Here is a 21602-nt window from a genome sequence, read left to right as displayed (position 1 = left end):
TTTAATCCTTATTGCGACAAAAGAACATCGCGACGCTAGGTCTGCCTTCGCACCAATAATGTTTCCCCGCCGAGGAACACGAGCGTCCCGACTAACAACCACTGCCACAGCCTCTGGCTGTTTTCGAGTTCGACGTCTTGCAGTTGACGCTCTTCAGCCAACTTCGTTTCTTCGGGCGTCGAGTCAGCCAGCAGGACTCCCAATCGTTCGAATTCACTCGTATCAATTGGTTCCAAACGACTCTCGTTTTCAGGCACATTCACGGCAAATGTCCCGCCTTCCCCTTCGCCATCGAGCTGATAAATACCGGGTTCCTCGAGAATGATCGATTCATCACTCTCACGAACGATTCGAGCGTTTCGGTCAGATGTTTTCAACGTCACCGAATCGGCTCCGCCAAACGGAACGCGATCACCAACGACGTAGCTCCGCTGTTGGTCCGATGTTGGCGTGCTCATGGCGAACAGATTCAGCATCAAGGGAATGAATTTGGTCGACAACGCCAATTGACTTTCGTTCGGTTGCCAGCCTGTCGCGATTACCAGAACGTGCCCCTCACCGACCGACCGCTGCAGAATTGCGGGAGAATCGTCGTCGAAGGTAGCCACTACTTCCGTCTCATCCGTCACGCCATCAAGTCGCCGGTGCGACCAAAATCGAACTTTCGTAAAGTCATTAAATTGAGGTTCTGCCATCGTTGCAAAGAGCGGATGTCGAAAATCAATGTTCGACAACATCGCATAGTCCGTGACGTCGGCCTCCTCCACAACGAGCGAAGGTGAAGCGAGAGCCAACGCGACCGTGTTTTGCCACTGGACCTCTGCGTCGGTAACAACATAGAGGACAGTCCCACCTGAGTCCGCGTACGCTTCCAGTCGCCGCGTCTCATCGTCATCCAACGCCCGCGTCACGACCACTAATGGCATGGTCATGAAATCGCTCGCCAAGTCACTCGCTTTCTTAGCTCGTTTGAGTGACACCGATCGCAATGCGTCACCGAACGGGGTGCGTTCCAGGTAGTACGCCAAACTGTCACGGGGATCGAGATCAGCGGGCTCGTTCTCCAACATCCCCACTTCGAAGCTTCTGGGTTCGGGGCTCACAAAATACTGAGTGTTATCGAAGTCAACATCATCTCCCCAAACTCGAACGGAAGTGGCTGGCTTCTCCGACAGAGGCAAACGAACGACCTGTGACTGCCCCGCGACGACTTGAATCGCCTGAACGTCGATGGGCGTCCCATCACTATCCGCCCACCCTAACTCAAATCGGCTGTCTTTTGACGTAGACAAATTTGATACGCGAACGCGAATACGATCACCCTCATCGGCCGCCGATCCTAGCTCTTGTTGTGAATTCGCCGGCGACGAATCGAGAACCCGCACCCATGCGTTAGTTGGCTCATTCGCACTGATCTGCCGCACATCCAAACGCAATGTCTCGGGCCACGAAAAAGATCGCAGTCGTTCCATTTCGCTGCCCGACTGTAGATCACTGATCAAGACAATACTCGCGGGCTGCGTGCTCGCACCGGCAGAATCTTCGGTTTCATAAGTCGACGCCAACTCCGCGCAAAACGGAAGAGCGACGCCAAGATCGGTCGCTCCCCAACCAGGGACCGTTTCCTGTATCGATGACCTTATCAGTGCCGCACGATCCGCCGGCGAGGACGCTCGTGATTGCTCGAAACTGAACCGAACGAGTGGTTGCGTGTCGAAGGTAACAACGGCAATTTCGTCGGCAGGTGACAAATCGCCGATCACCTCCTCAACGACTTCCATCGCGTCATCCCACAATCCGAAACGCTTCATACTCGCGCTCGTGTCGATTGCCACGACCATCCGTTTCCCCTGTGACGCGAACTCCGTCGATGAGGCAGACCGAAAGAACGGACGAGTGAACGCGGCGGCTAAGAGCAGAAGTGCGAGAGCCCGACACAGCAACAACGGCCAGTTCTCGAGCCGACTACGCCGCGTCAAACGCGGTGGCGTCGGTCGCAAAAACATCAGCGAACTGAAGGGCACATTCCCTTTAGGTTGGCGTCGGATGAGATGGAACAGGATCGGCAACCCGATCGCCATCGCACCGGCGAAATAAATGGGAAACAACAAACTCATGACGCGCCGCCTCCCAACCCTGTGGTCGCCCGCGCCAACATTCCCGATCGTGCCGTGCCCCGGGATTGCCGTTGCTTGGAATCGAGCAGATGGAACAACGAATCTTGCAATGGCTCGCTCGTTGAAATCGTGTACAAGTCAACGCCGAGCGAATCACAGACTCCCTGCAATTGGGACTGATGCTCCGCAAACCGCTGCTGATAATCATCCTTGGCTGATTCGGGATCGAGATAAAACTCTTGCCCCGTTTCGAGATCCTGCACCATGCTGGGCGCATCGAGATGAAAGTTCAGCTCCGTCGGGTCGAGAGTCCTGAGCAACGCAACTTCATGCCCACGAGATCTCAGATAGGCGAGATTCGTTCGCAGCGATTCAATCGGCGACAACAAATCCGAGATCAGCAACACCAATCCACGCCTGCGAACGAGATTGGCAATCTGCCTCAGCGGCACATTGATATCGGTACCTTTACCTGATACCGGACGCGAAAGCGCAACAAGCAATTGCCTCAAATGACCGACTCGCCGGCGTGCGGGAATGTAATCCCCGATCGCCTCATCAAACGTCATTAACCCCACGCAGTCTCGCTGCAAAGTCAAAAAGTAAGCGAACGTTGCCGCGAGCGTTCGGGCGTACTCAATTTTGGTGTATTCGAGCGAGCCAAATCCCATCGACTGACTTTGGTCGACGACGAGATAGCCGTTCCGGCTCGTTTCATCTTCAAACTTTTTAATGTAGTAACGGTCACTTCGCGCGTAACGTTTCCAATCCAAACCTCGAAGATCATCACCGACTGTGTAGGGACGATATTCAGAAAACTCCACCGACGACCCGTGCAATGGACTGCGATGCAATCCGTTGAAAAAACCCTCAACAACCGTTTTGGCTCTCAGTTGCAGGTTCTTTATCCGCATCACCGCAACCGGATCGATGCGAGCAGACACGTCCGGCGTGGATACGACTCGATTCCGCGCCGCCATCAGACTTCGGTCCCGATCGTCGACAACAATTGGTCGATCACCTTCTCAATCGTCATGCCCTCCGCTTCTGCCTTGTAACTCAGCAGCACACGGTGCCGCAGTGCGGGATGGGCGAGTGCCTGAATGTCTTCGATCCGCACGTGTGCATTACCAGAAAGCAGCGCACGTGCTTTCGCACCGATCACCAGCGTTTGCGCCGCCCGCAGGCCCGCCCCCCAACTCACCCACTGATTCACAAAATCGGGCGTGCCATCACGCTCGGGACGTGTTGCACCGACGAGACGAACCGCATACGCGCCGACTGACTCCGCGATCGGTACCCGGCGTACGATTTCGTGAAATCGCAAAATATCTTCTCCCGAAAAGAGTGGCTCGATCGGGTCGCTTCGCCGGGAAGTCGTTTGCATCACGACCGACAACTCGTCTTTGGGCGGCAAGTAATCAATTAATACATTGAACATGAACCGATCGAGTTGTGCCTCAGGCAATGGGTAGGTCCCTTCCATCTCGATCGGGTTCTGAGTCGCCAATACAAAGAAGGGCTCTTCGAGGTCATACCGCCTGCCCGCCGCGGTAACTTGATGCTCCTGCATCGCCTCGAGCAACGCCGCCTGCGTCTTTGGCGGCGTACGATTGATTTCGTCGGCCAAAATCACGTTGGCAAAGATGGGCCCTTTGACAAACGTCATCTCGCGATGTCCGTCAGCCCCCTCTTCTAAAATTTCAGTCCCCGTAATGTCCGCCGGCATCAAGTCAGGGGTGAATTGGATCCGGCCGAATTTAAGGTGAAAAATCTGAGCGACACTACGCACCAACAGCGTCTTGGCTAACCCCGGTGCCCCCGTGATCAAACAGTGTCCGCCGGCAAACAAACTGATCAACAACTGCTCAATCACGTCGTGTTGACCAATGATCGTTTTGGAGAGTTCGGAATAAATACGATCACGACCTTCACGTAATTGCTCAACGACGCGAGCCTCATCTTCCATGCTGATTTCGGTTGCACTCATGAAGATCAAATCCTTGTTAGTTTTCGTGTAAAACGGCTTCTCGATGCAGTCCTCAATGGGTCATCGCATAGGTCACGATGTTGATCCCCATCGGGTAAGCTTTCTTGACGGAGAACTCCTCAAAGTACCACTGGTTTTCACCTTCCTTTTCCCACCCATCACCGAGATCAGTGTTGTGGCAAATGAAAACCATGATGCGATCTTCGTCGTCGACGATCGCGCGGTAGTGTGGTTCGCTGGTGTCACTTCCGTCGGACGCATATTCCCATGATCCGACTTGCCCCTGCATGCCGCGCCGGGCTGCGTTGATTGCGGGAACCTGCGGCTTCTCTTTCAGATCATAAACGTTGTGAAAGATCTCGTGCTCCAACGGCACCTCAAAGGGCTGCCGGTCGGGAAAGACGCGTTCCAACTCGCGACGCATGTTTTCGTACTGCGAGTCGCCCCAGAAATCGTCCACCATGAGAAAGCCACCGTTCAGGCAATAACGCCTGAGTGCTTCGGCTTCCGCTTCGCTGAACACCAAACTGCCTGGTTCGATGATGTAGATGAATGGATAGTCAAACAGTCGCTCGTCCGTCAGTTCCAGAACGATCGGCTCGGGGTTGACCTTCATCGACGTCAATTGCTGCAACCGAAGCGAGAAATTCAGATCGCTATCGCGGTAGTCCGTTCGCCAACCACCGCCGCCACCGCGTCCCCCATACGAATCATATTTGATCCGTACAAACGTGAACAAATCACCCGGAAAGTGTTCATCCACTTCCCAATCGGGAACGCCGAATCGATCCGTGGTGATGCCTCCATCACGCCACCATCGACCACGCTGTGCAAACGCGACTCCTCCGATCATTCCGCCGAGCAACAACACCACGATCGCAACGCGGGAGCGAAGAAATTTGAATCGACTCATTCTGGATCACCTCCGGCGTCTTTTGCCGATTCGTTGCTATTTGGCATAGCCACCTCGTCCGGTGTCCGTGCCTCATCCGGTTCCTCAATCACGCTCGGCAACTCGACTTCCTTCGGCACTCCAGCCTCACTCGGCGGCATCGCATCTTCTGCCACTGGCCCCTCTTTCGTAGGCTCTTCTTGATCCGCTAAACCGCCGTCCAATTTGCCAGTCACCAAATTGAGCAGCAATTCGTGAGCTTCTCGATAGCGGGGCGCTTCTTCCAAAGCCATCAGCACATGACGTTTGGCGTTCTCTTTCTCGCCTGTTTCAGCGAGAGCATTCGCCAATCGGAAATTCAATCCCGCTGGATCGATAGGCTCGAGCGACAAGAGTGCTTTCAAAGGAGCAACCGCAAGGGCGGGTGAATCGGATTTCTCACCCGCATTAGCAAGAGTCTCGTGCCCAATAGGGAGCAATGGCTGGATCGCTAGCACAGCTTCGGCGAACGAAGCGACGTCGTCCCAATTCTCCTGGATCGATTCCATTTCGATTAAACGCTTCAGGGCGGGCAAAGCATCGCTGGATCGCTGGATTAATTTCAAAAGGACTCGTTTTTCACTCTCCACGTCACCGGTCTGCTGGTAAGCCAACGCCAACATCTCCATCGGGCCGCCACGTTCACCACTGAGTGCAGAGAGTTCCTCGAGAGTTTTCAGATGTGCAATCGCGTCCTCAAATCGTCCGGATTGATACAAACGCGCCGCGAGTGATTGCAGTGCCCAAAAATTAGTTGGACGCTCCTCAACAATCGCCTGCCATTCATCAACGGTTCCTTTCTCGGGAAGTCCCTCACGCGACCACTCGGCATCGGGCGCAAAGTCGTTTGCGATCTTCTTTGCGTAACGATCAAACTCGGCGTCCAGCTTGTCCATCGGACCGATCGCCCCAATGAACGCGTCTTCCGTTGACACGCCCGCGCCTAACGAATCCAAGATTTGCTTCAACTTATCGATGCCATGCTGTTCGATGATGTACTGCACCACGAGGGAAGATTCGTAGTATGCAAACTGCAAATGCATCGGCGAAGGAGGCGATAAGAAAGCTCCACTGAGCTTGCTGGGAGGAACCAACTCCGACGGCGTCTCCGCCGTGCCAAGAATCATCTCTCGGTAGCGAGGCGACATGGATTCGCCCCACGCGGGGCTTCGCGTCCGCTCTTCATAGACCGAGATCCCTTCACTAAGCCATCGAGGCATGCGGTTGCGTGTTTTCTCGAGAGTGACGACATGACAAAACTCATGCCACAACACGCTCTGCCAATTCGACGGTCGTTCGCCCTGGCTCGCAGGACTGTTCGCCGTAATCACACGACCGAAACAAACGCCAAGGTATCCCGCGCCGCCAGGCAACCCGAACGTTCGAATCGCAAAATCCTTTTGATCAGGGAAAATCTCTACCAGGATCGGTGCCTCCGGTCGGACGTCGTACTTTTCGCAAAGCACTTGCCTTGCTTCCCCCAGCAGATTCAACACCGCGTCGCCGTACAGATCGGCCTCGCGTGGATCCATGCGCACGTGAATATCGCCAGACTCCAGCGTGTGAAACGATTTAATCCGATCATACAGTGTGACCAAGTTATGCGCGACTACGTTGTACGGATCCGTTTTCGATACCATCTGTGCCAACTTCCAACCGTCCGACTCTTGGCCTAACCGCAACTGATCCTGCGCGAGCTGAAAACGCGCGGCATGAAACGTCGGGTCAAAATCAAGGGCACGTCGTTGATACTCGGCTCCTTCAGCGAACCGGTACTTTTCCGACAGTTTCTTTCCGATCAGGTAATCGACACGCGGGTTTCGGCTCCATGTACTTAGCGCCGTTTCACGGTGCTTCTTTTCTAACTCGAGGTCACCATCAAGATGCGCGAGCACGGCTTGCAAGGCCCACGCATCAGCATGCTTGGGATGGATCGCGACGATCTTTCCCAAAGACTCTTTGGCTCGATCATATTGTTCGCGATCGATGGCCGACTCGGCTTGAAAGATCAAACTCGGAATATGATTCGGATTGATCTCGAGTGCACGCTCGATCGATTCGTTGGCCATTTTGGCGTCAGAAGACTCGTACGCTCTCGCCGAGAGATAGGCGGTACGCGGATCCGACGCGTCGACGAGTTCGGCCGCCCGCATTGTCTCGGCAGCGACTTGGTAGTCACCTTTCTCGATCGCGAGTTCCGCCGTCGCAATATAAGCTTCGAGAAAATTAGGGTCGGCATCCCGCACCCGATCGTAAAACATTTCGAGAATCTTTCGCGCGTCCTCACCACGTTCAACGAAATAGCGTCCCGCCGCGACCAAGTTATCGCGACTGACGTAACGCAACGTTGAACTCTGCAAAATTGCAAAGAACCGCGTGACCTCCTCTTCACTTCGTTCAATCAGATCGTTGTTCCGAATCGCCTCAATCCCGAGCGAACGAAGCGTCAGACTCGATGGGTACCGGCTGATCGCGTTTTCGTATGTGATCAGTGCTTCGTCATACTTGCCCTGCGTCAATTGCAAACGAAGCAGCAATCGCGGCCATCGCTCGTTCCAAATTCCTGCTTCTACCTCTGCACTCGCGATCGCTTCGGCCTCAGCGTACTTGCCGGATCGAAACAGGCTTTCCGTCGCCTGCAAGTCTGCCGCGGGTAACGTCGACACACACGACAACGCGACACACAGGCTCAAACCGACAGCATGAAACAGTCGCATGTCGTACATAGGCAGGAGACTCCCAGGTAGGAACGGGATGGCGGGCAGTTCATTATTCTAACGAGTCTGCAAAGCCACGAGTGAAGAACCGGCAGCGCAATTCTCCAGAGAAATATAGCGAAACGCCAAATCAGCCAATCGGAACTCCGGCATGATCCGATCCGACGAACAAAACCAACGGGCGGAGAAACTGCCAACGGGGCTCCGATTTCATCCGCTGAGGCCTTGCAGACATCCGAGCAATCTCAATTCAAGACTCGTTTTTACTCGAAAAAAGCGCCCGAAGTCCCACCAACCGGTGCCATAAACTCCACGACATCCCGTCAAACGACGTTCATCCAGCCGCTCTGAACGCCGGATAGCCGACTTAAATAATCGCGTGCGAAGTGCACCGACGATTGTGGCGACCGACGAGGACACGAACGCTGGACCAGCCTTCTCGCGCTCGATGCCCCGTTTCCGAATCACTGAACTCAATCCCCTGAAACCGAGACAATCATCATGAAGACCTTCTCACCTCGCCATTTGTTACGAGTTTGGGCCATGACCCTGCCCGCCGTCGCCGGGCTCTGCTTGGCGTCGCCCGCATCCGCCGAAAAGTGGAGCGACACAACAGGCAACTTTGAAATCGAAGCAGAATACGTCCGTGTCGATGGCAGGAGCGTCGTGTTGCGCAAAGCTGACGGTTCATCAATCTCAGTTCCCATCAATCGTTTGAGCGAAAAAAGCCGTACACGTGCCAAACAACTGTTCGATCTTTCGAGAACATCCAACTCGGGGACAACCACAAATTCACAGGCACCGTCCACCGAATACCAACCTGACAACGACTTCGCCAACATCGTCGCCCCAACGCCACCCGACATCGGCCGAATGGACGCTTTCCCGCAAAACCCGAATTTGCAACAGCAGTTCGACTACGTGAAAACGCAAGTGATGTCGGGCCACCTGGAAGTGTTCTGGTACTGCTTGCCTAATGATCTCCGAACGCAACTCGACAGCCCCGAAGTTCGTGATGTGTTTCGCCCCACGCTTCGAAGCTACGCCGAACAAAACGAGCCGATGGAAAAGATCACCATGAAACTGCTCGAAGTTCTCACGACCCAAAAGGACTATGTGCTGGGTTCTTCGATGCTCGCCACACTTCCTCCCGGAGCAAAGCCGATGCTACAACAAGGCTACGATCCCGCGGTTGGCCTGATGTATGAATGGATGTCGCTTTCCAATGGACTCACGTCGATTCCTGACACGACGTTCACACAACTGGTCAACTATCACCTGCCTCGCTTAGGGGCTCACGCGAAAGAACTCCTGCCAATTCTTCCGCCCGGAATGCTCGACAACCAACTCAACCAAATCGTTGTTGACCAAACCAGCGCGACCGAGGGAACCATCACCATTCCCAAACAGGATGGCGGAACGGAAACCCTTTCCATGACGCTGCACCAAGAACGGTGGCTGCCGAGTGCATTCGTGGAGACTCTGATCGCCAACCAGGATAATCTGCTTCAACAGGCAAAAGATTCGGTCAACAAATTCGAAGTAGTGATCAGCCCGGCGAACCAAGCCCGAACGACCGAAATGCTGAACAACATCTCCGGACCGATCAATACAACCCTCGACAGTTTACTTGCTGCGTCGTCTCAGCAAGAGTTCGGCCAAACCCTCATGGGCATGATGCAGCAAGCGATGACAATATTCGCCGGAATGGGTGACCCAAATTTGATGCCCGCTGCCCAAGCCGCGGGATTTTAACTCGGTTCGCCCCTGTTGGTCGTGCAGCGCATTCCGATCAATACTCGCCGTGCAGCCAACCGGCCACCTGCGTGCTGGCAGGCAATCAGTCAACTTGATTGCCCACAAGACACACGATAGCTCGTACCTGATTCAACTATTGCCGTATTGGGATCACGCCGACCGCCGGTTCAGTCGGCATTTCATTTGCTGCATTCACTCTCGCAAAACAATCCGTTTCTCACACGAAAGCGAGACCGCAGATGTCTACGATCACACACGACCTCACTACCGAGATTCTCAAACCCGGCGATCTTGAACAACTCGCAAAAGAAACGTCAGGGCCATGCGTATCGATTTTGATGCGTACTCATCGAAAGGGTGCTGAAACTCAACAAGGTTCGATACGACTCAAGAACTTGATCTCCAAGGCAGAGAAACAACTCAAGGATAACGATCACGATCCTTCGGTTCTCGATTCAATTCGATCACTTATTACGAATGCCGATTTTTGGCAGAACCAACAGGAAGGACTCGCGATCTTTTTGACGCCCGATAACGGCCGGCTGTTCAGTCTCAATCGTGAACTTCCCGATAGCGTTCACGTGGGAGATGCGTACCGTCTCGCTCCTCTAACGCCCGATTACGGCGTCCCAGGAGACTATTTTGTACTCGCATTGACATGGGACGAGGCGAAACTGTTCCGTTCTAGCGATGGAACGCTGACGACCGTGGAAACGGAGACTCTTCCGGGTAAGTACCACGATTTCGTCATTCCACGCGACCCAGAAAAGAGCCTTCAAAACACAAGCCATCGACGTGTTGGCAACGCACCGGGAACTTCAACGGCGATGTTTCATGGCCATGGTGAAGGCGAAGACAAAGTTGAAGCCGACCGCGATCAGTACTTGTCGCTCGTGGGCGAACAAGTCGCCGGGGCAGTTTACAATTCCGGACGCCCACTCATTATCGTCGGCACGAAGGAAATGATCGGCAAATTCGAAGCGACGACGCACGTGAACGCGGATGCAAAAGTCGAGGGCAGTCCCGCACAGTGGAGCGAGCACGAACTCAATGAGCGTGTCCGTGAATATGCCGAGGAATCGCTGCAAGAAAGTACGCAAGATTTTTCACAACGATTCGGCACTGCGTTGGCTAATTCGCAAGGGTCCAACAAACCATCGGACGTTCTCAAGGCCGCTCGCGAAGGACGAGTTGAATCGCTGTTAATCAATTCGGCAATGCCCAACGACGGTGAACTCAATGCGAACGTGACCGAAACGTTGCGAAATGGCGGCCTGGTCTCACGCAGTGACATGGATAATCTCGGCGACGCCAAACTTGCTGCAATCTACCGCTACTAAGCGGCGGCAACAAACAGCCGTCGCGTGCGCTAGCATCATCACTACGGCCAACGCTTCAATCGGTTCACGAGCGAATTCGATATGGCACCCACCGCCAACCCTGGCGGACGTTGCCGTCGGCGTGGTTCAGTTAAGCGACGGCAAGTTCACAACTTTCATGTGCAGACGTCGTTCCTACGGCATTCAGTGTCGTTCGTTCTTCGCGACCAACCGCAGCAGACGTCGTAGCGTTGGTGAGATTTCGCCCGGACCTTTTCCCGTCATGCTGTCGGGGTTCTTCTTACCGGGTCGAAAATCTCGTCGATCCGACACCACGTCAAGCACCGCCGAAAGCAAGACTTGCTTATCCAGCGGCTTGTGTAGCAACCCATCTCCGCCCAACTGCAGCACGACATCGAGCGTGGTTGTGTCGCGTAAACTTGTCATCACGAGCACCGGTAGTGTCCGTATCCTTTCTTCCGCCGCCTCGCGTGTTCGCCGCAAAAGCGACAGACCGCAGGCAGAAGGCATTTCGATGTCAGTAATAATGAGGTCGGGCGGATCGTCTTCAATGATTTCCCAAGCGTGCTTACCGTTAACTGCGAGCACACATTCAAAATCACACTCACGTAACCACGACTCGACGGTTTTACGAAACGACCGCACATCGTCCGCGATTAGGCAACGTTTTGGCTTTCCAGCCTCGGAACGCATCATCATGCTTTCTCCGGTCGCCATGTTTTCCACACGGCATGCACACGCTCGGCCGCCAGTTCGCTCGGCTCTGCGTACACGCGTTGGGCGATCACGATCGAGACGTCCAACAGTGCCTTCTCAATCTGCTCTAAGGCGATTCGGCGAACACCCACTCGAATCTTCTCGGTGGCCTGCAACTGAAACGTCATATCCCCGCCTCCCATGACGCCGACGACATACACATAAACTAACGCCAAAAGAGCAACGCAAACGCTATGCCGCGCGTCGATGTGGGCAGCCCAAGCAATTGAGAGCCAACTTAGTCGCAGATGCATCAAGGCGCCTCAAGATCGCTACACGCGAGCAGATCAGTGACGCCTCGCGTCTATTCTCGGCACGATTGTTGCAACCTTTCGCCATATCGGCGTTAAACGCGTCACTGAAATGAATCGCCCGTTTAAGTCCTCCGTCACCTCCTTGACGACAGGGCACACGGTTTCTCGTATTAAACAATTGAGTACCCCCATGCCAAAGCTTTTTGAGATCTTGCTCTCCCTTTGCCTTCTTTCGATCGGATGCAGCGGCGAACCCGACACGCTCCGAGGTCAAGCCGAGCAGGCTCAGCAAGAATTGGAAGAAGCACGTGAGGACGCGGCATCAATCATCGCCGAATCAGAAGAGAACGCGGTTGAGATCGTTGCTGACGCCCGTGAGGAAGCTCGCGAGCAAATTGAAGACGCGAAACGAGAGGCCAGCGAGGCAGTCACTGACGCCGAACAGAAACTTGAACGAAAGATCGAAGCATTGAAGCAATCCACTGTCGTGGATGATCCGAAGCAAACCAATCCCGTCGCAGAACCCGACCAAGCTTCAACATCACTTCAATGAATCGCCGCGCCGATTACACCGTAAACCCAAGCTGGCGGGCCCGCGGTACCTAGTCCAGACACCCACGAATCCCGACCGAGCTGAGATCCCAGAAAACCATAAAAACCAACACTTGACCGATCGGTCTAGACTTCTACAGTGTGCTCGAAAGACGGAGACTCGTGCCCTAGGCGGTACTGAACCGTGGCACAACCACTCTGGGCGAGCAATCGACATCGCCCATTTTGACCGAACATCCCAAACCAGCGAGAGAACAATGGCTGACTTCACCCTTCACACGACCAAAACCGCACCCAACGAGAGCAAAGAAATGCTCGAACAAAGCCAAAAAGCCTACGGTTTCGTGCCAAACCTCCACGCCGCGATGGCTGAATCACCCGCACTTCTCGAGGCGTATAAGACAATCGCTGGAGTTTTTGGAAAAACCGATTTGAGTGAAACCGAACGCCAAGTCATTGCGATGACCAATAACCGACTGAACGGTTGCCAATACTGCATGGCCGCTCATACGTCGATCATGCAAAGTGCCAAGGTGCCGGAGGACGTCATCACATCACTTCGCAATAACTCACCGATCGCAGACTCCAAATTGGAAGCTCTTCGCACCTTCGCGGAAGCGGTTAACGTAAAACGCGGCTGGGTCGACGACAGTGACATCAATGCGTTGCTGGCCGCCGGATACACCAAGCAGACCGTCTTCGATGTGATCGTGGGAACGGCTTACAAAGTCCTCTCCAACTACACCAACCACATCGCACAAACGCCCCTCGACCCTGCATTCGCTGACAACGAGTGGAGCGAAGAAACACAACCGGCGTAGCCAATTCACATTTCTCAACTAAAAATCGATTCGACGCTCAGTTTGCGAGGCAGTTCATCAAAAATGAGCGACCGCCATCCCTGCCAAATTGATTTCACTCCCTCTGACACAAGGACAGAAACATGACATTTGACATTAAGAACAAGAACGTTTTGATCACAGGTGCCAACCGCGGAATCGGTAAAGCGATTCTGGAAGAGGCAATCAGCCGTCGCGCGGCCAAAGTCTATGCGGCGGTGCGAGACCTCGACTCCGCGTCGTCTCTGGTCGAGAAGTACGGTGACCGTGTCGTCCCAATTCGCGTCGACCTCGATGACTCTGCCTCAATTAAGTCCGCAGCCGAGAAAGCATCGGACGTTGACGTGGTCGTCAACAACGCAGGTGTGATGAAGATTGCCGCAGCGATGTCAGATGATGCAATCGAGGCGTTGCAGTTCGAAATGAATGTCAATGTCTACGGTCTGATGCGGATGGCACACGCGTTCGCTCCAACGCTTAAGAGCAACGGTGGAGGTGCGTTCGTGCAACTCAACAGCGTTGCCTCGGTCAAGACATTCAGCGATTTCGCCACCTACTGCGCATCGAAAGCCGCCAGCTATGCGATCACGCAAGGACTGCGGGATTCCCTTCGCGATCAAGGCACACACGTGCTCAGCGTTCACCCGGGACCGATCCAAACCGACATGGGTGACGCGGCAGGCTTTGGAGACAGCGCGGGATCTCCTGTCGATGTTGCCAAAGCAATCTTCGATGGAATCGTCAGCGGCAACTTCCACGCTTGGCCCGACGAAGTAGCGCAACAAGTCGGGAATGCCTATCAGAGCTTTGCGGAAAACGTCGTCGAAGCCGACATGCAAGAGAGTGTCGCGTAGGCGAAGCGTTTTTTAAATCAACTTTCTACACGCCACTCGCCCCCCAACCCAACGCGTCTCTATGAAGAGCTTCCCGATCCGACGAGCACTGTCTTTGGTGGCACTGCTTTTATTGTCTGCCGTGCCCGTTAACGCGGAAGAACCCAGACCTGCGAAACAGCCTGAGAACAAATCCGTGAACCCCAAACCACGCCCCACTGTCATCCTGTTTGATGTCAACGAGACTCTTCTTGATCTCGCTCCACTCAAAACATCAGTCGGCAAGGCACTCGGAGGACGGGAAGACCTGTTGCCGCTATGGTTCTCCACCATGGTTCACTATTCACTCGTCGAAACGCTGAGTGATCATTACCACGGGTTCGGGGAAATCGGGACCGCGTCGCTGATGATGGTCGCCAAGAATCAAGGCATTGACATTCAATACGAAGACGCGAAAGAAGCGATCGTCACCCCACTACGTGCACTGCCTCCTCACGGAGACGTGATCGCAAGCCTCAAAGCACTCTCTCAAAACGGATATCGCATAATCAGCCTGACGAATTCTTCTGCCGTTGGAGTTGAAACTCAGTTCAAGAATGCGGGTTTGACGGATCTGTTTGAAAAGCGGTACTCGGTTGAGACCGTGAAGAAATTCAAACCACATCCGGCCCCGTATCGCATGGTTCTAGACGACCTCGGTGTCGAACCGAACGAGGTTCTGATGGTCGCCGCGCATGCTTGGGATTTAGCGGGCGCCAAAAACGTTGGACTTCAAACTGCGTTCATTGCCCGCCCCGGCACATCCCTTTATCCGAACGTCGAACGCCCCGACTATGTCGTAAGCGACCTAGAAGAACTCGTCCGCGCGTTGAAGTAACGCTTGCATTCCACGGTACTACCGTGACAGGTTCAGATTCAGCCGTCTCGGTTCCGACGATAGCCCGGACATCAAATCGCTGAATATTGGCTTAAAAACAATTCGACGCTGGAAGAAACAATCTGCTCTCGTTTCTTTCGCGTCGGTGGAGCCTCACCGTGAAGGATCATGGGCCAGAAGGCGAACGTGCGCAAGAGCCCCAAGAACTGCATCGCCGCAAACTCGATGTCCATTTCGGCAAGACATCCCGACGCCTGCGCCTGTTCGAGAAACGACTCGATACGGATAGCAAATCGTCGATGATCCACCTGCTTGCCCACTTCAGGTTCGGCCAACACGCGAGACATGCATGCCCGCGCGAGAGCTTGAACATCGTCCGACGTGATGAAGTCGACTTCCGCTTCCGCTAACTCGCGTAACTGCTCAGCGAGGCCTCGGGTGGGATCAAATTCGGTCGTCGGAAGCCGCTGCGATCGCAAGGTGAGTTCGTCGATAATCGCGTCGAACAAGGACTCTTTGCTGTCGAAATGGTTGTAGAGCGTTCGCTTGCTCACCGATGCGGCATCGGCGATCCCGTTCATGCTGGCCGCATAAAACCCTCGGGTCTGAAACTCCTGTACCGCCGCCTGGACGATCGCGCATCGCTTGCGATCGGTTAGCCGCCCGCTGCTATCCGCCTCAAAAACTACACTTGACAGTTTACTTTTCTTAGCCATAGTCTCAAGGTACACCGTACTGTTTACTTTTCGCAAGCTTAGAAATCTCTGTCGTCAATGAATGTTGAAACTTTTCACGATCGCGTGGGCAAGCGAAGCTCGATCGGATCGGCAGTGATCCTCCTTCTCGCATTGGGCGGATGCTCGAATGAACCCGATTTGGTCGAAAACAGAACGGTGCCCCCCAAGCCAGTTTCGGTTTTCACGTTGACGCGAAGTGCGCCGACGACGCAACAGGAAATCACCGGTTCAGTCGTCCCTTGGAAAACGGAGCAAATCGGATTCGAACTGGCCGGACGCGTTGCCGAAGTTGTTGAACCGAACGAGATGGTCACACCACAAATCGGCTCGCTTCGGACATCGCAAACGCCACAATCAACGCGTTTGGCACGACTCGATGACGAGGAATTGCGAATCGCCGTTGAAGCAGCGGAAGCCGACGTTGCGGTCGCCACCCTGAACCGAGACGCCAACAAGGTCACGATCGAACAACGGTTGCCTGCCTTAATCAATTCCGCAAAAGCCGAGGCAACCCTCGCTAACATGGAGCTCACGCGGGTCACGAAATTGGTTCAACAAAATGCGATCTCGCGATCCGAAGCCGACACCGCGAGAACTCGTGTTTCCACAACTCGAGCGAGCCTCGCGACCGCGGAAGCCGATCTGGCTCAGGCCCAAGCTCAGCAACTCGCACTCGAAGCTCAAGTCGCCCAATCTGAACACCGTTTGTCCGAAGCGAAACGGAACTTCCGGAACGCGATTTTGCACAGCCCATTCCCGGGTCAAGTTTCGGAAGTTCATGTAGTCCCAGGAACCTATGTCAAGGAAGGAGACCCGATCGTTACCGTACAAATGATGGATCCGATGTCGATCGAATTCGAGGTGACCTCCCGAGACTCGCGTCGCTATCGACGAGGCGACATGTTGTCCGTTCGGGTCACCGACGGCAATGGTGAGATCCGTTCACTCAGTGGCATGGTGAACCATGTGGATTCGGTAGCCGACCCCGCGGCACGAACGTTTACCGTATCGCTGCATGTTCGCAACGAGTTCGATGACGTCCGAGTCCCCGTGTCCGACTCAAACGAACCAATCGCTTGGACCGAGCAAATCGCGCCGCTCAACATCGGTCCCATCATCACGAACGATCAACGTCTTCTCGTCGAGATTGACTCTGTCCACAAAATCGGTGGCGAGAACTTTGTTTGGAAGGTGACCAATCGACAATGGGGAACACCTTCGCTCGCGAGCAATCGGGTACTGACCGTTGAGAAAGTCCCCGTACGAATCACCAGCGACATTATTCCGTTTCTAGGCAAATGGAAATTCGTCGCAATCGAGTTCGCAGATCCCAATTCCCAAATCGACATGGATCGCGATCTAATCACAGGCAAACTCTTCTTCAAACCTACCGCCTCCCCGGACACCAAATTCTCACTCGATCATCCTGAGTCGTCGCCCACGTTGGAGACCTGGAAAGGCCATCGCGTGATGGTCGATGAACAGCGCTGGCTGTTGAGGTCGGGCGACGTGGCGCAGGTATCGCTCATGCCGAGCGAACCGCACGATGGATACTACGTGCCCATGAAAGCGGTACGAGAAGAGCGTGACGAACGATTCATTCACGTCGTTGAGATGATCGAAGGGCAACCGACCGCCAAGCGAATCAATGTCGAGATTGCCGAAGACAATTCGGTCGTCGACGAGTCGGTCCTCCTGCGTTTAAAAGCGTCTCCGCAAAACCGATTGCACGAAGGAATGCAGGTCGTCATGGAAGGCACACACTACTTGAATGATGGCGACCTCGTCCTGATCACGCCCAGCACAGGAAGCCTCCGGTGAGCAGCCTTCCTGAACTGGCGGTGAAACGACCGACCATCACGATCACAATGGTGTTGTTGTTTGTAGCGTGGGGAAGCGCCAGCTTTTTCACAATGCCGCGACGCGAGGACCCCGAGTTCACCCTCAAAGTTGCGGTCGTGACAACACGATGGGAGGGTGCCTCGGCTGAACAGATTGAAAAACTGATCACTGATCCACTCGAAGACACCATCGACGGCCTCGAAGAGGTTCGGTTGATCCGCTCGACGTCCAGCAGCGAGATGTCCGTCATCTTCGTTGAATTGGAGGATTGGGTTCCCGGGGCTCGCGTTGACGACGCGTGGGATCGAGTGCGTGCCAGGATTCGTAACGTCGCGATGCCGGATCCCGCGATCTCGCCTTTCCTCTATGACGAATTCGCCGACACCAGTGTTTTGCTATACGCCGTGCATCAGCAACCCGTTGACGGCCAGACGAACATTGACCCGAAATTTGCGTACTCCCACCGCCAACTGGATCTCTTCTCGGAACGGATACGAGACAGTTTGCGTTTGCTCCCCGGCGTGTCCCAAGTGGCACGTTTTGGCGTGCAAGACGAAGCGATCTACATCGAGACCGATGAAGGAACGTGGTCGAGAATCGAACTAACGACGAATCAGATTGCCAATCTCGCTCAAGCGCAGAATATTGTTGCACCGGGAGGGCGCATCGACGCAGAAGACGGCCGATTTTTTGTCAAACCGAGCGGTGACGTCAACGCGGTCGAAGAACTCGACTCTCTCGTCGTCGGTGTCGTTCCCGCAGCGGCAGGCGCGAATCAGGTACAACTCAAAGATTTAGGCCTATCGGTTCGTCGAGGCTATGCCGATCCGCCTCAACGTATTTGTCGATACGGAACGCCTGACCTGGAAACTTCAACGATCATCTTGGCCGTTTCGATGAAGTCGGGCGCCAACATCATCGACATTTGCAGCAACGCAAAAACCAGTGTCGCTCAACTGCAATCAACGGGCGTTCTGCCGCCTGATTTAGCGGTGTCAATCATTTCAGATCAATCCGACAGCGTTAAGAAGCGTATTCGCGAAGTTGGCGTCAATATCATCGAAGCGATTCTCGTGGTTGTCGTCTTGGTCTACCTCGTTGTCGGCTTTCGAACCGCCGCCGTGATGGCCGCAAATATTCCGTTTGTTGTGATCTCGTCGTTGGCGATCATCACGCTCTTTGGCGTTCAACTGGAGCAAATGTCGTTGGCGTCAATGATCATTTCGCTGGGACTGTTGGTCGACAATGCCGTCCAAGTCTGCGACCAAACTCGCACCAACCAAATCGCCGGCATGGCACCACGGGAAGCCGCCGTCAAAGGCGCGGAAATGCTGGGCGTGTCCATGCTCAGCGGTACTGGCACAACCATCGCAGCGTTTATTCCGATGTTGATCGCGATGGACGGTGCCAACCGTGAGTTCATCTACAGCCTGCCAATCACCCTATCAGTCATGCTCGCGGTCAGTTGGCTGTTGGCAATGACGTTTTGTGTCATCCTCGCCTCGTGGATCATCCGCCCACCCAAAGACCTGAATCATCCGACTGCGCCACTTCCGTGGCTGATGAAGAAACTCGGTTCCATCACTTGGTTACCGAGACGAAAGCGGAAGACATCCTCCACCCCATCACCGAACGAGTCGGAGTCAAGCAATGCCACGCAAGGTATCTTCTACCGTCTGTACGGGTCGACGCTGCGGTGGACGCTCCGTCACCGAGTCGCAACGATCATGGGCGCCGTTGCTATCTTTTTGCTTTCTACGCAGTTGCCGGTCTCGAGTGAGTTCTTTCCGTTGACCGAGCGTGATCAGTTTGCCGTGGAAGTGTGGCTACCCGAATCCGCATCGATCGAACAAACCAACGAGGTTGCACGACAGGTCGAGGACATGATTCGCACGTTGAGTCCGTATATCGATGAACAAGGTCGCTCACGAGAACGACTCCTCAACATGCGAACGATCGTTGGCGGAGGCGGGGCACGCTGGTATCTCGCCTGGGAACCCGAATCGGCAAAACCAAACTACGCGGAGATATTGATCCACACAACTGATGGAAAGGTGACTCATGAATTTTCCGAACGCCTTCGAGTCGTTGCACGCGAAGGCGATTCAGCGTTGGGATTGAGTCCGATTGCAGGCGCCCGCGTTGTTCCGATCGAGTTGTCATTAGGACCACCTGCCGATCCGGTTGTTCTACGCATTGTCGGTAACGGACTTGCAGATATGAATGAACTCCGTTCCGCCGCTAACCGCGTCAAAAAACTCGTTGCCGCCGCCCCCGACACATGGGACGTCAACGACTCGTGGGGTGTTCCCTGCCAACAACTTTACGTGGACGTCGACGCAAACCGGGCTAGCCTTTCAGGCATTCGCAATTCAGAAATCGCCTCGACGCTCGACGCCTATTTTTCCGGAAAACTGTTAACCACCTATCGTGAGAATGATCGACAAATCCCCGTCTACTTTCGGCTCACTCCCGATAGTCGAAAGTCGCTCGGCACGATCAATGATGCCCACATCGAGAGTCAAATCGGCAAAACGTCACTCGCCGCTGTCGCCAGCGTCAGCCCGCAATGGCGTCCGGCATCCATCGATCGACGCGATGGCAACCGAACGATCGAGGTGCGATCACGCATCAACGTGGGAGCATCAGGAAATGACATCACCAATCAAGTTTTCAACTCCGAATCAATGAAGGAACTCCAAGCTGAATTGCCACCCGGATTTCGTGTGGAAATTGGCGGCGCACTCGAGGAATCGATGAAGGCACAGTGGAAGATGTTCAAATCGTTTGGATTGTCGTTTGTCGCGATCTTCATCCTGCTGATTCTGCAGTTCAACAGTATTGCTCGTACATCAATCATCATTGTAACATTACCGCTAGCATTGGTTGGTGCACTGACCGGATTATGGATGACCGGAAATGCGTTCGGATTCATGCCGCAACTCGGCGTGCTGGCACTGTTTGGAATCGTGCTCAACTCCGCAATTCTCTTCGTCGAATTTGCGGACATCGTTACCAGCCAGAAAGGTGCTAGCCTGGGCCGCAAATTGACGCATCAGGAATTCCAATCAGCGATCGTGGAGGCAGGCCAACAACGGTTGATGCCAATCTTCTTAACCACCGCCACGACGGTTGGCGGACTGATCCCGCTCGCACTCGCCGGCGGACCACTTTGGCAAGGATTGGCTTGGCTGTTGATCTTCGGTCTGACCTTCGCAACAACGTTGACGCTGCTGTTAGTCCCTGTGCTCTATTCGTTTCTATCGCCGGAATAATAGAGGCACATGAGAAAGACCACCGCGACGGCACCAGCATTGGTGTCGGTGGTCTTATCCATTTAACGTCACCACGAATGACGAACGCATTTTCTAGAGGGATGTCCTCAAACTTTGGGGATCCGAACTTTGACAAAACCATCTACTTTCAGCGGGCATGTCATCCGTTGAAACTTCCTAGTTTGGAACGCGGCAAATCGGCTGGTTGCTCGATGCTGCCAATTCGACGATATCGGCAACTTTGGTAACGCCTCCGCAACGCTCAATCGCCGACTGCATCAGGCGTGCATTTTCTCGGTAAGACGGAACGCGAAGGACTTGAGTGATCGCCTTTATAAGCTTGTCAACCGAAACCGAATTTGCAGGAATTGATTCGCCGCAACCCGACCAATTGAATCTCGCCCCAATCCCTGGTTGATCATTGACCATTGGGATAACGACCATTGGAATCGCGTTGGTGAGGCATTCGAGTGTGGTGTTCATGCCACCGTGAGTGATCATCAACGCGGCCCGTTTTAACCAGTCGAGTTGTGGCGCGTATCGAACCGCGATTGCCGATCCCGGAAACTCGGGAATCGACTCGCTCTCCATGGATCGTCCCAGCGAAATCACGGGCTGAACATCTAACGTCGCACAACCTTCAGCAATCTTGTGGAACAAGTGCTGAGCGTTCCCAAGGATTGTTCCCAAACTGGCATAAACGAGTGGTTGATCCGTCAGTCGTGACACGGTGACCGCGATTTCGGAGTTCGTTGCAGAGGGACAGGATCGTATTGAGATAGCC

The 21602-nt window shown here is 54.3% G+C and carries 17 protein-coding genes; 8 read left to right on the top strand and 9 right to left on the bottom strand.

The genetic code is table 11. The annotated features are described in order from the left end of the window. Positions 1 to 35: 35 nt before the first annotated feature. From FHS27_RS00660 to FHS27_RS00640, 5 genes are read right to left on the bottom strand one after another with little or no spacing between them, the layout of a single operon-like run. Complete coding sequence (locus FHS27_RS00660; protein WP_184300345.1) at positions 36 to 2117, bottom strand: BatA domain-containing protein; 2082 nt, start codon at positions 2115 to 2117, stop codon at positions 36 to 38. After that, on the bottom strand, positions 2114 to 3097 hold the full coding sequence (locus tag FHS27_RS00655; protein ID WP_184300342.1) for a DUF58 domain-containing protein: 984 nt from the start codon (positions 3095 to 3097) through the stop codon (positions 2114 to 2116). The genes FHS27_RS00660 and FHS27_RS00655 overlap by 4 nt, the downstream gene beginning before the upstream one ends. Further along, positions 3097 to 4107, bottom strand: a complete 1011-nt coding sequence (locus tag FHS27_RS00650; RefSeq protein ID WP_184300339.1) for an AAA family ATPase — start codon at positions 4105 to 4107, stop codon at positions 3097 to 3099. The genes FHS27_RS00655 and FHS27_RS00650 overlap by 1 nt, the downstream gene beginning before the upstream one ends. A 52-nt stretch (positions 4108 to 4159) precedes the next feature. Continuing rightward, complete coding sequence (locus FHS27_RS00645; protein WP_184300338.1) at positions 4160 to 5020, bottom strand: DUF4159 domain-containing protein; 861 nt, start codon at positions 5018 to 5020, stop codon at positions 4160 to 4162. Beyond that, positions 5017 to 7764 carry a tetratricopeptide repeat protein gene (locus FHS27_RS00640; RefSeq protein ID WP_184300335.1) on the bottom strand — a complete coding sequence of 916 codons (2748 nt, stop codon included), beginning with the start codon at positions 7762 to 7764 and terminating at the stop codon, positions 5017 to 5019. The genes FHS27_RS00645 and FHS27_RS00640 overlap by 4 nt, the downstream gene beginning before the upstream one ends. A 492-nt stretch (positions 7765 to 8256) precedes the next feature. Between FHS27_RS00640 and FHS27_RS00635 the strand changes: the two genes are divergently transcribed. Together FHS27_RS00635 and FHS27_RS00630 are read left to right on the top strand one after the other, a co-directional pair. Further along, entirely contained in the window at positions 8257 to 9510 is a 1254-nt protein-coding gene (locus tag FHS27_RS00635; protein ID WP_246418956.1) for an SHD1 domain-containing protein, read from the top strand. Between the two features lie 242 nt (positions 9511 to 9752). Continuing rightward, the gene (locus FHS27_RS00630) at positions 9753 to 10853 is read left to right on the top strand and encodes a baeRF3 domain-containing protein (protein WP_184300332.1); all 1101 of its coding nucleotides are present in this window, start codon (positions 9753 to 9755) and stop codon (positions 10851 to 10853) included. Between the two features lie 183 nt (positions 10854 to 11036). On the opposite strand, the gene FHS27_RS00625 is transcribed toward FHS27_RS00630, so the two are convergent. Beyond that, a complete protein-coding gene (locus tag FHS27_RS00625) occupies positions 11037 to 11552 on the bottom strand; it encodes a response regulator (protein ID WP_184300329.1) in 516 nt (171 codons plus the stop codon). Continuing rightward, on the bottom strand, positions 11549 to 11863 hold the full coding sequence (locus tag FHS27_RS00620; RefSeq protein WP_184300326.1) for a hypothetical protein: 315 nt from the start codon (positions 11861 to 11863) through the stop codon (positions 11549 to 11551). Before FHS27_RS00620 ends, FHS27_RS00625 begins: the two co-directional genes overlap by 4 nt. Positions 11864 to 12053: 190 nt before the next feature. Between FHS27_RS00620 and FHS27_RS00615 the strand changes: the two genes are divergently transcribed. From FHS27_RS00615 to FHS27_RS00600, 4 genes are all read left to right on the top strand, one after another. Continuing rightward, on the top strand, positions 12054 to 12416 hold the full coding sequence (locus tag FHS27_RS00615; RefSeq protein WP_184300323.1) for a hypothetical protein: 363 nt from the start codon (positions 12054 to 12056) through the stop codon (positions 12414 to 12416). A gap of 256 nt (positions 12417 to 12672) precedes the next feature. Continuing rightward, on the top strand, positions 12673 to 13236 hold the full coding sequence (locus FHS27_RS00610; protein WP_184300320.1) for a carboxymuconolactone decarboxylase family protein: 564 nt from the start codon (positions 12673 to 12675) through the stop codon (positions 13234 to 13236). A gap of 122 nt (positions 13237 to 13358) precedes the next feature. After that, a complete protein-coding gene (locus FHS27_RS00605; protein ID WP_184300317.1) occupies positions 13359 to 14108 on the top strand; it encodes an SDR family oxidoreductase in 750 nt (249 codons plus the stop codon). Positions 14109 to 14283: 175 nt separating this feature from the next. Further along, positions 14284 to 14964: a haloacid dehalogenase type II gene (locus FHS27_RS00600; RefSeq protein WP_184300314.1), complete on the top strand. Its 681-nt coding sequence runs from the start codon at positions 14284 to 14286 to the stop codon at positions 14962 to 14964. A 71-nt stretch (positions 14965 to 15035) separates the two neighbouring features. Here FHS27_RS00600 and FHS27_RS00595 read toward each other — a convergent pair whose 3' ends face one another. Next, complete coding sequence (locus FHS27_RS00595) at positions 15036 to 15680, bottom strand: TetR/AcrR family transcriptional regulator (RefSeq protein ID WP_184300311.1); 645 nt, start codon at positions 15678 to 15680, stop codon at positions 15036 to 15038. 57 nt (positions 15681 to 15737) lie between these two features. On the opposite strand from FHS27_RS00595, the gene FHS27_RS00590 reads away from it, so the two are divergent. Together FHS27_RS00590 and FHS27_RS00585 are read left to right on the top strand one after the other, a co-directional pair. Beyond that, entirely contained in the window at positions 15738 to 17522 is a 1785-nt protein-coding gene (locus FHS27_RS00590; RefSeq protein WP_184300308.1) for an efflux RND transporter periplasmic adaptor subunit, read from the top strand. Beyond that, a complete protein-coding gene (locus tag FHS27_RS00585) occupies positions 17519 to 20818 on the top strand; it encodes an efflux RND transporter permease subunit (RefSeq protein ID WP_184300305.1) in 3300 nt (1099 codons plus the stop codon). The genes FHS27_RS00590 and FHS27_RS00585 overlap by 4 nt, the downstream gene beginning before the upstream one ends. Positions 20819 to 20995: 177 nt before the next feature. Here the strand turns inward: FHS27_RS00585 and FHS27_RS00580 are convergent, their stop codons facing one another. Then, entirely contained in the window at positions 20996 to 21547 is a 552-nt protein-coding gene (locus tag FHS27_RS00580; protein WP_184300302.1) for a glycosyltransferase, read from the bottom strand. Between the last annotated feature and the right edge of the window lie 55 nt (positions 21548 to 21602).

The sequence above is a fragment of the Aporhodopirellula rubra genome (genome assembly GCF_014192335.1).
Lineage (GTDB): Bacteria > Planctomycetota > Planctomycetia > Pirellulales > Pirellulaceae > Rhodopirellula > Rhodopirellula rubra.
The sequence above is the reverse complement of the archived record's forward strand: the minus strand, read 5'-3'. Positions and strand labels throughout refer to the sequence as shown.

What these genes read in the sequence shown, in the direction of transcription:
- FHS27_RS00660 (WP_184300345.1), bottom strand. Translation starts at nt 2,117, where the DNA reads ATGAGTTTGTTGTTTCCCATTTATTTCGCCGGTGCGATGGCGATCGGG.
- FHS27_RS00655 (WP_184300342.1), bottom strand. Translation starts at nt 3,097, where the DNA reads ATGGCGGCGCGGAATCGAGTCGTATCCACGCCGGACGTGTCTGCTCGC.
- FHS27_RS00650 (WP_184300339.1), bottom strand. Translation starts at nt 4,107, where the DNA reads ATGAGTGCAACCGAAATCAGCATGGAAGATGAGGCTCGCGTCGTTGAG.
- FHS27_RS00645 (WP_184300338.1), bottom strand. Translation starts at nt 5,020, where the DNA reads ATGAGTCGATTCAAATTTCTTCGCTCCCGCGTTGCGATCGTGGTGTTG.
- FHS27_RS00640 (WP_184300335.1), bottom strand. Translation starts at nt 7,764, where the DNA reads ATGTACGACATGCGACTGTTTCATGCTGTCGGTTTGAGCCTGTGTGTC.
- FHS27_RS00635 (WP_246418956.1), top strand. Translation starts at nt 8,257, where the DNA reads ATGAAGACCTTCTCACCTCGCCATTTGTTACGAGTTTGGGCCATGACC.
- FHS27_RS00630 (WP_184300332.1), top strand. Translation starts at nt 9,753, where the DNA reads ATGTCTACGATCACACACGACCTCACTACCGAGATTCTCAAACCCGGC.
- FHS27_RS00625 (WP_184300329.1), bottom strand. Translation starts at nt 11,552, where the DNA reads ATGATGATGCGTTCCGAGGCTGGAAAGCCAAAACGTTGCCTAATCGCG.
- FHS27_RS00620 (WP_184300326.1), bottom strand. Translation starts at nt 11,863, where the DNA reads ATGCATCTGCGACTAAGTTGGCTCTCAATTGCTTGGGCTGCCCACATC.
- FHS27_RS00615 (WP_184300323.1), top strand. Translation starts at nt 12,054, where the DNA reads ATGCCAAAGCTTTTTGAGATCTTGCTCTCCCTTTGCCTTCTTTCGATC.
- FHS27_RS00610 (WP_184300320.1), top strand. Translation starts at nt 12,673, where the DNA reads ATGGCTGACTTCACCCTTCACACGACCAAAACCGCACCCAACGAGAGC.
- FHS27_RS00605 (WP_184300317.1), top strand. Translation starts at nt 13,359, where the DNA reads ATGACATTTGACATTAAGAACAAGAACGTTTTGATCACAGGTGCCAAC.
- FHS27_RS00595 (WP_184300311.1), bottom strand. Translation starts at nt 15,680, where the DNA reads ATGGCTAAGAAAAGTAAACTGTCAAGTGTAGTTTTTGAGGCGGATAGC.
- FHS27_RS00590 (WP_184300308.1), top strand. Translation starts at nt 15,738, where the DNA reads ATGAATGTTGAAACTTTTCACGATCGCGTGGGCAAGCGAAGCTCGATC.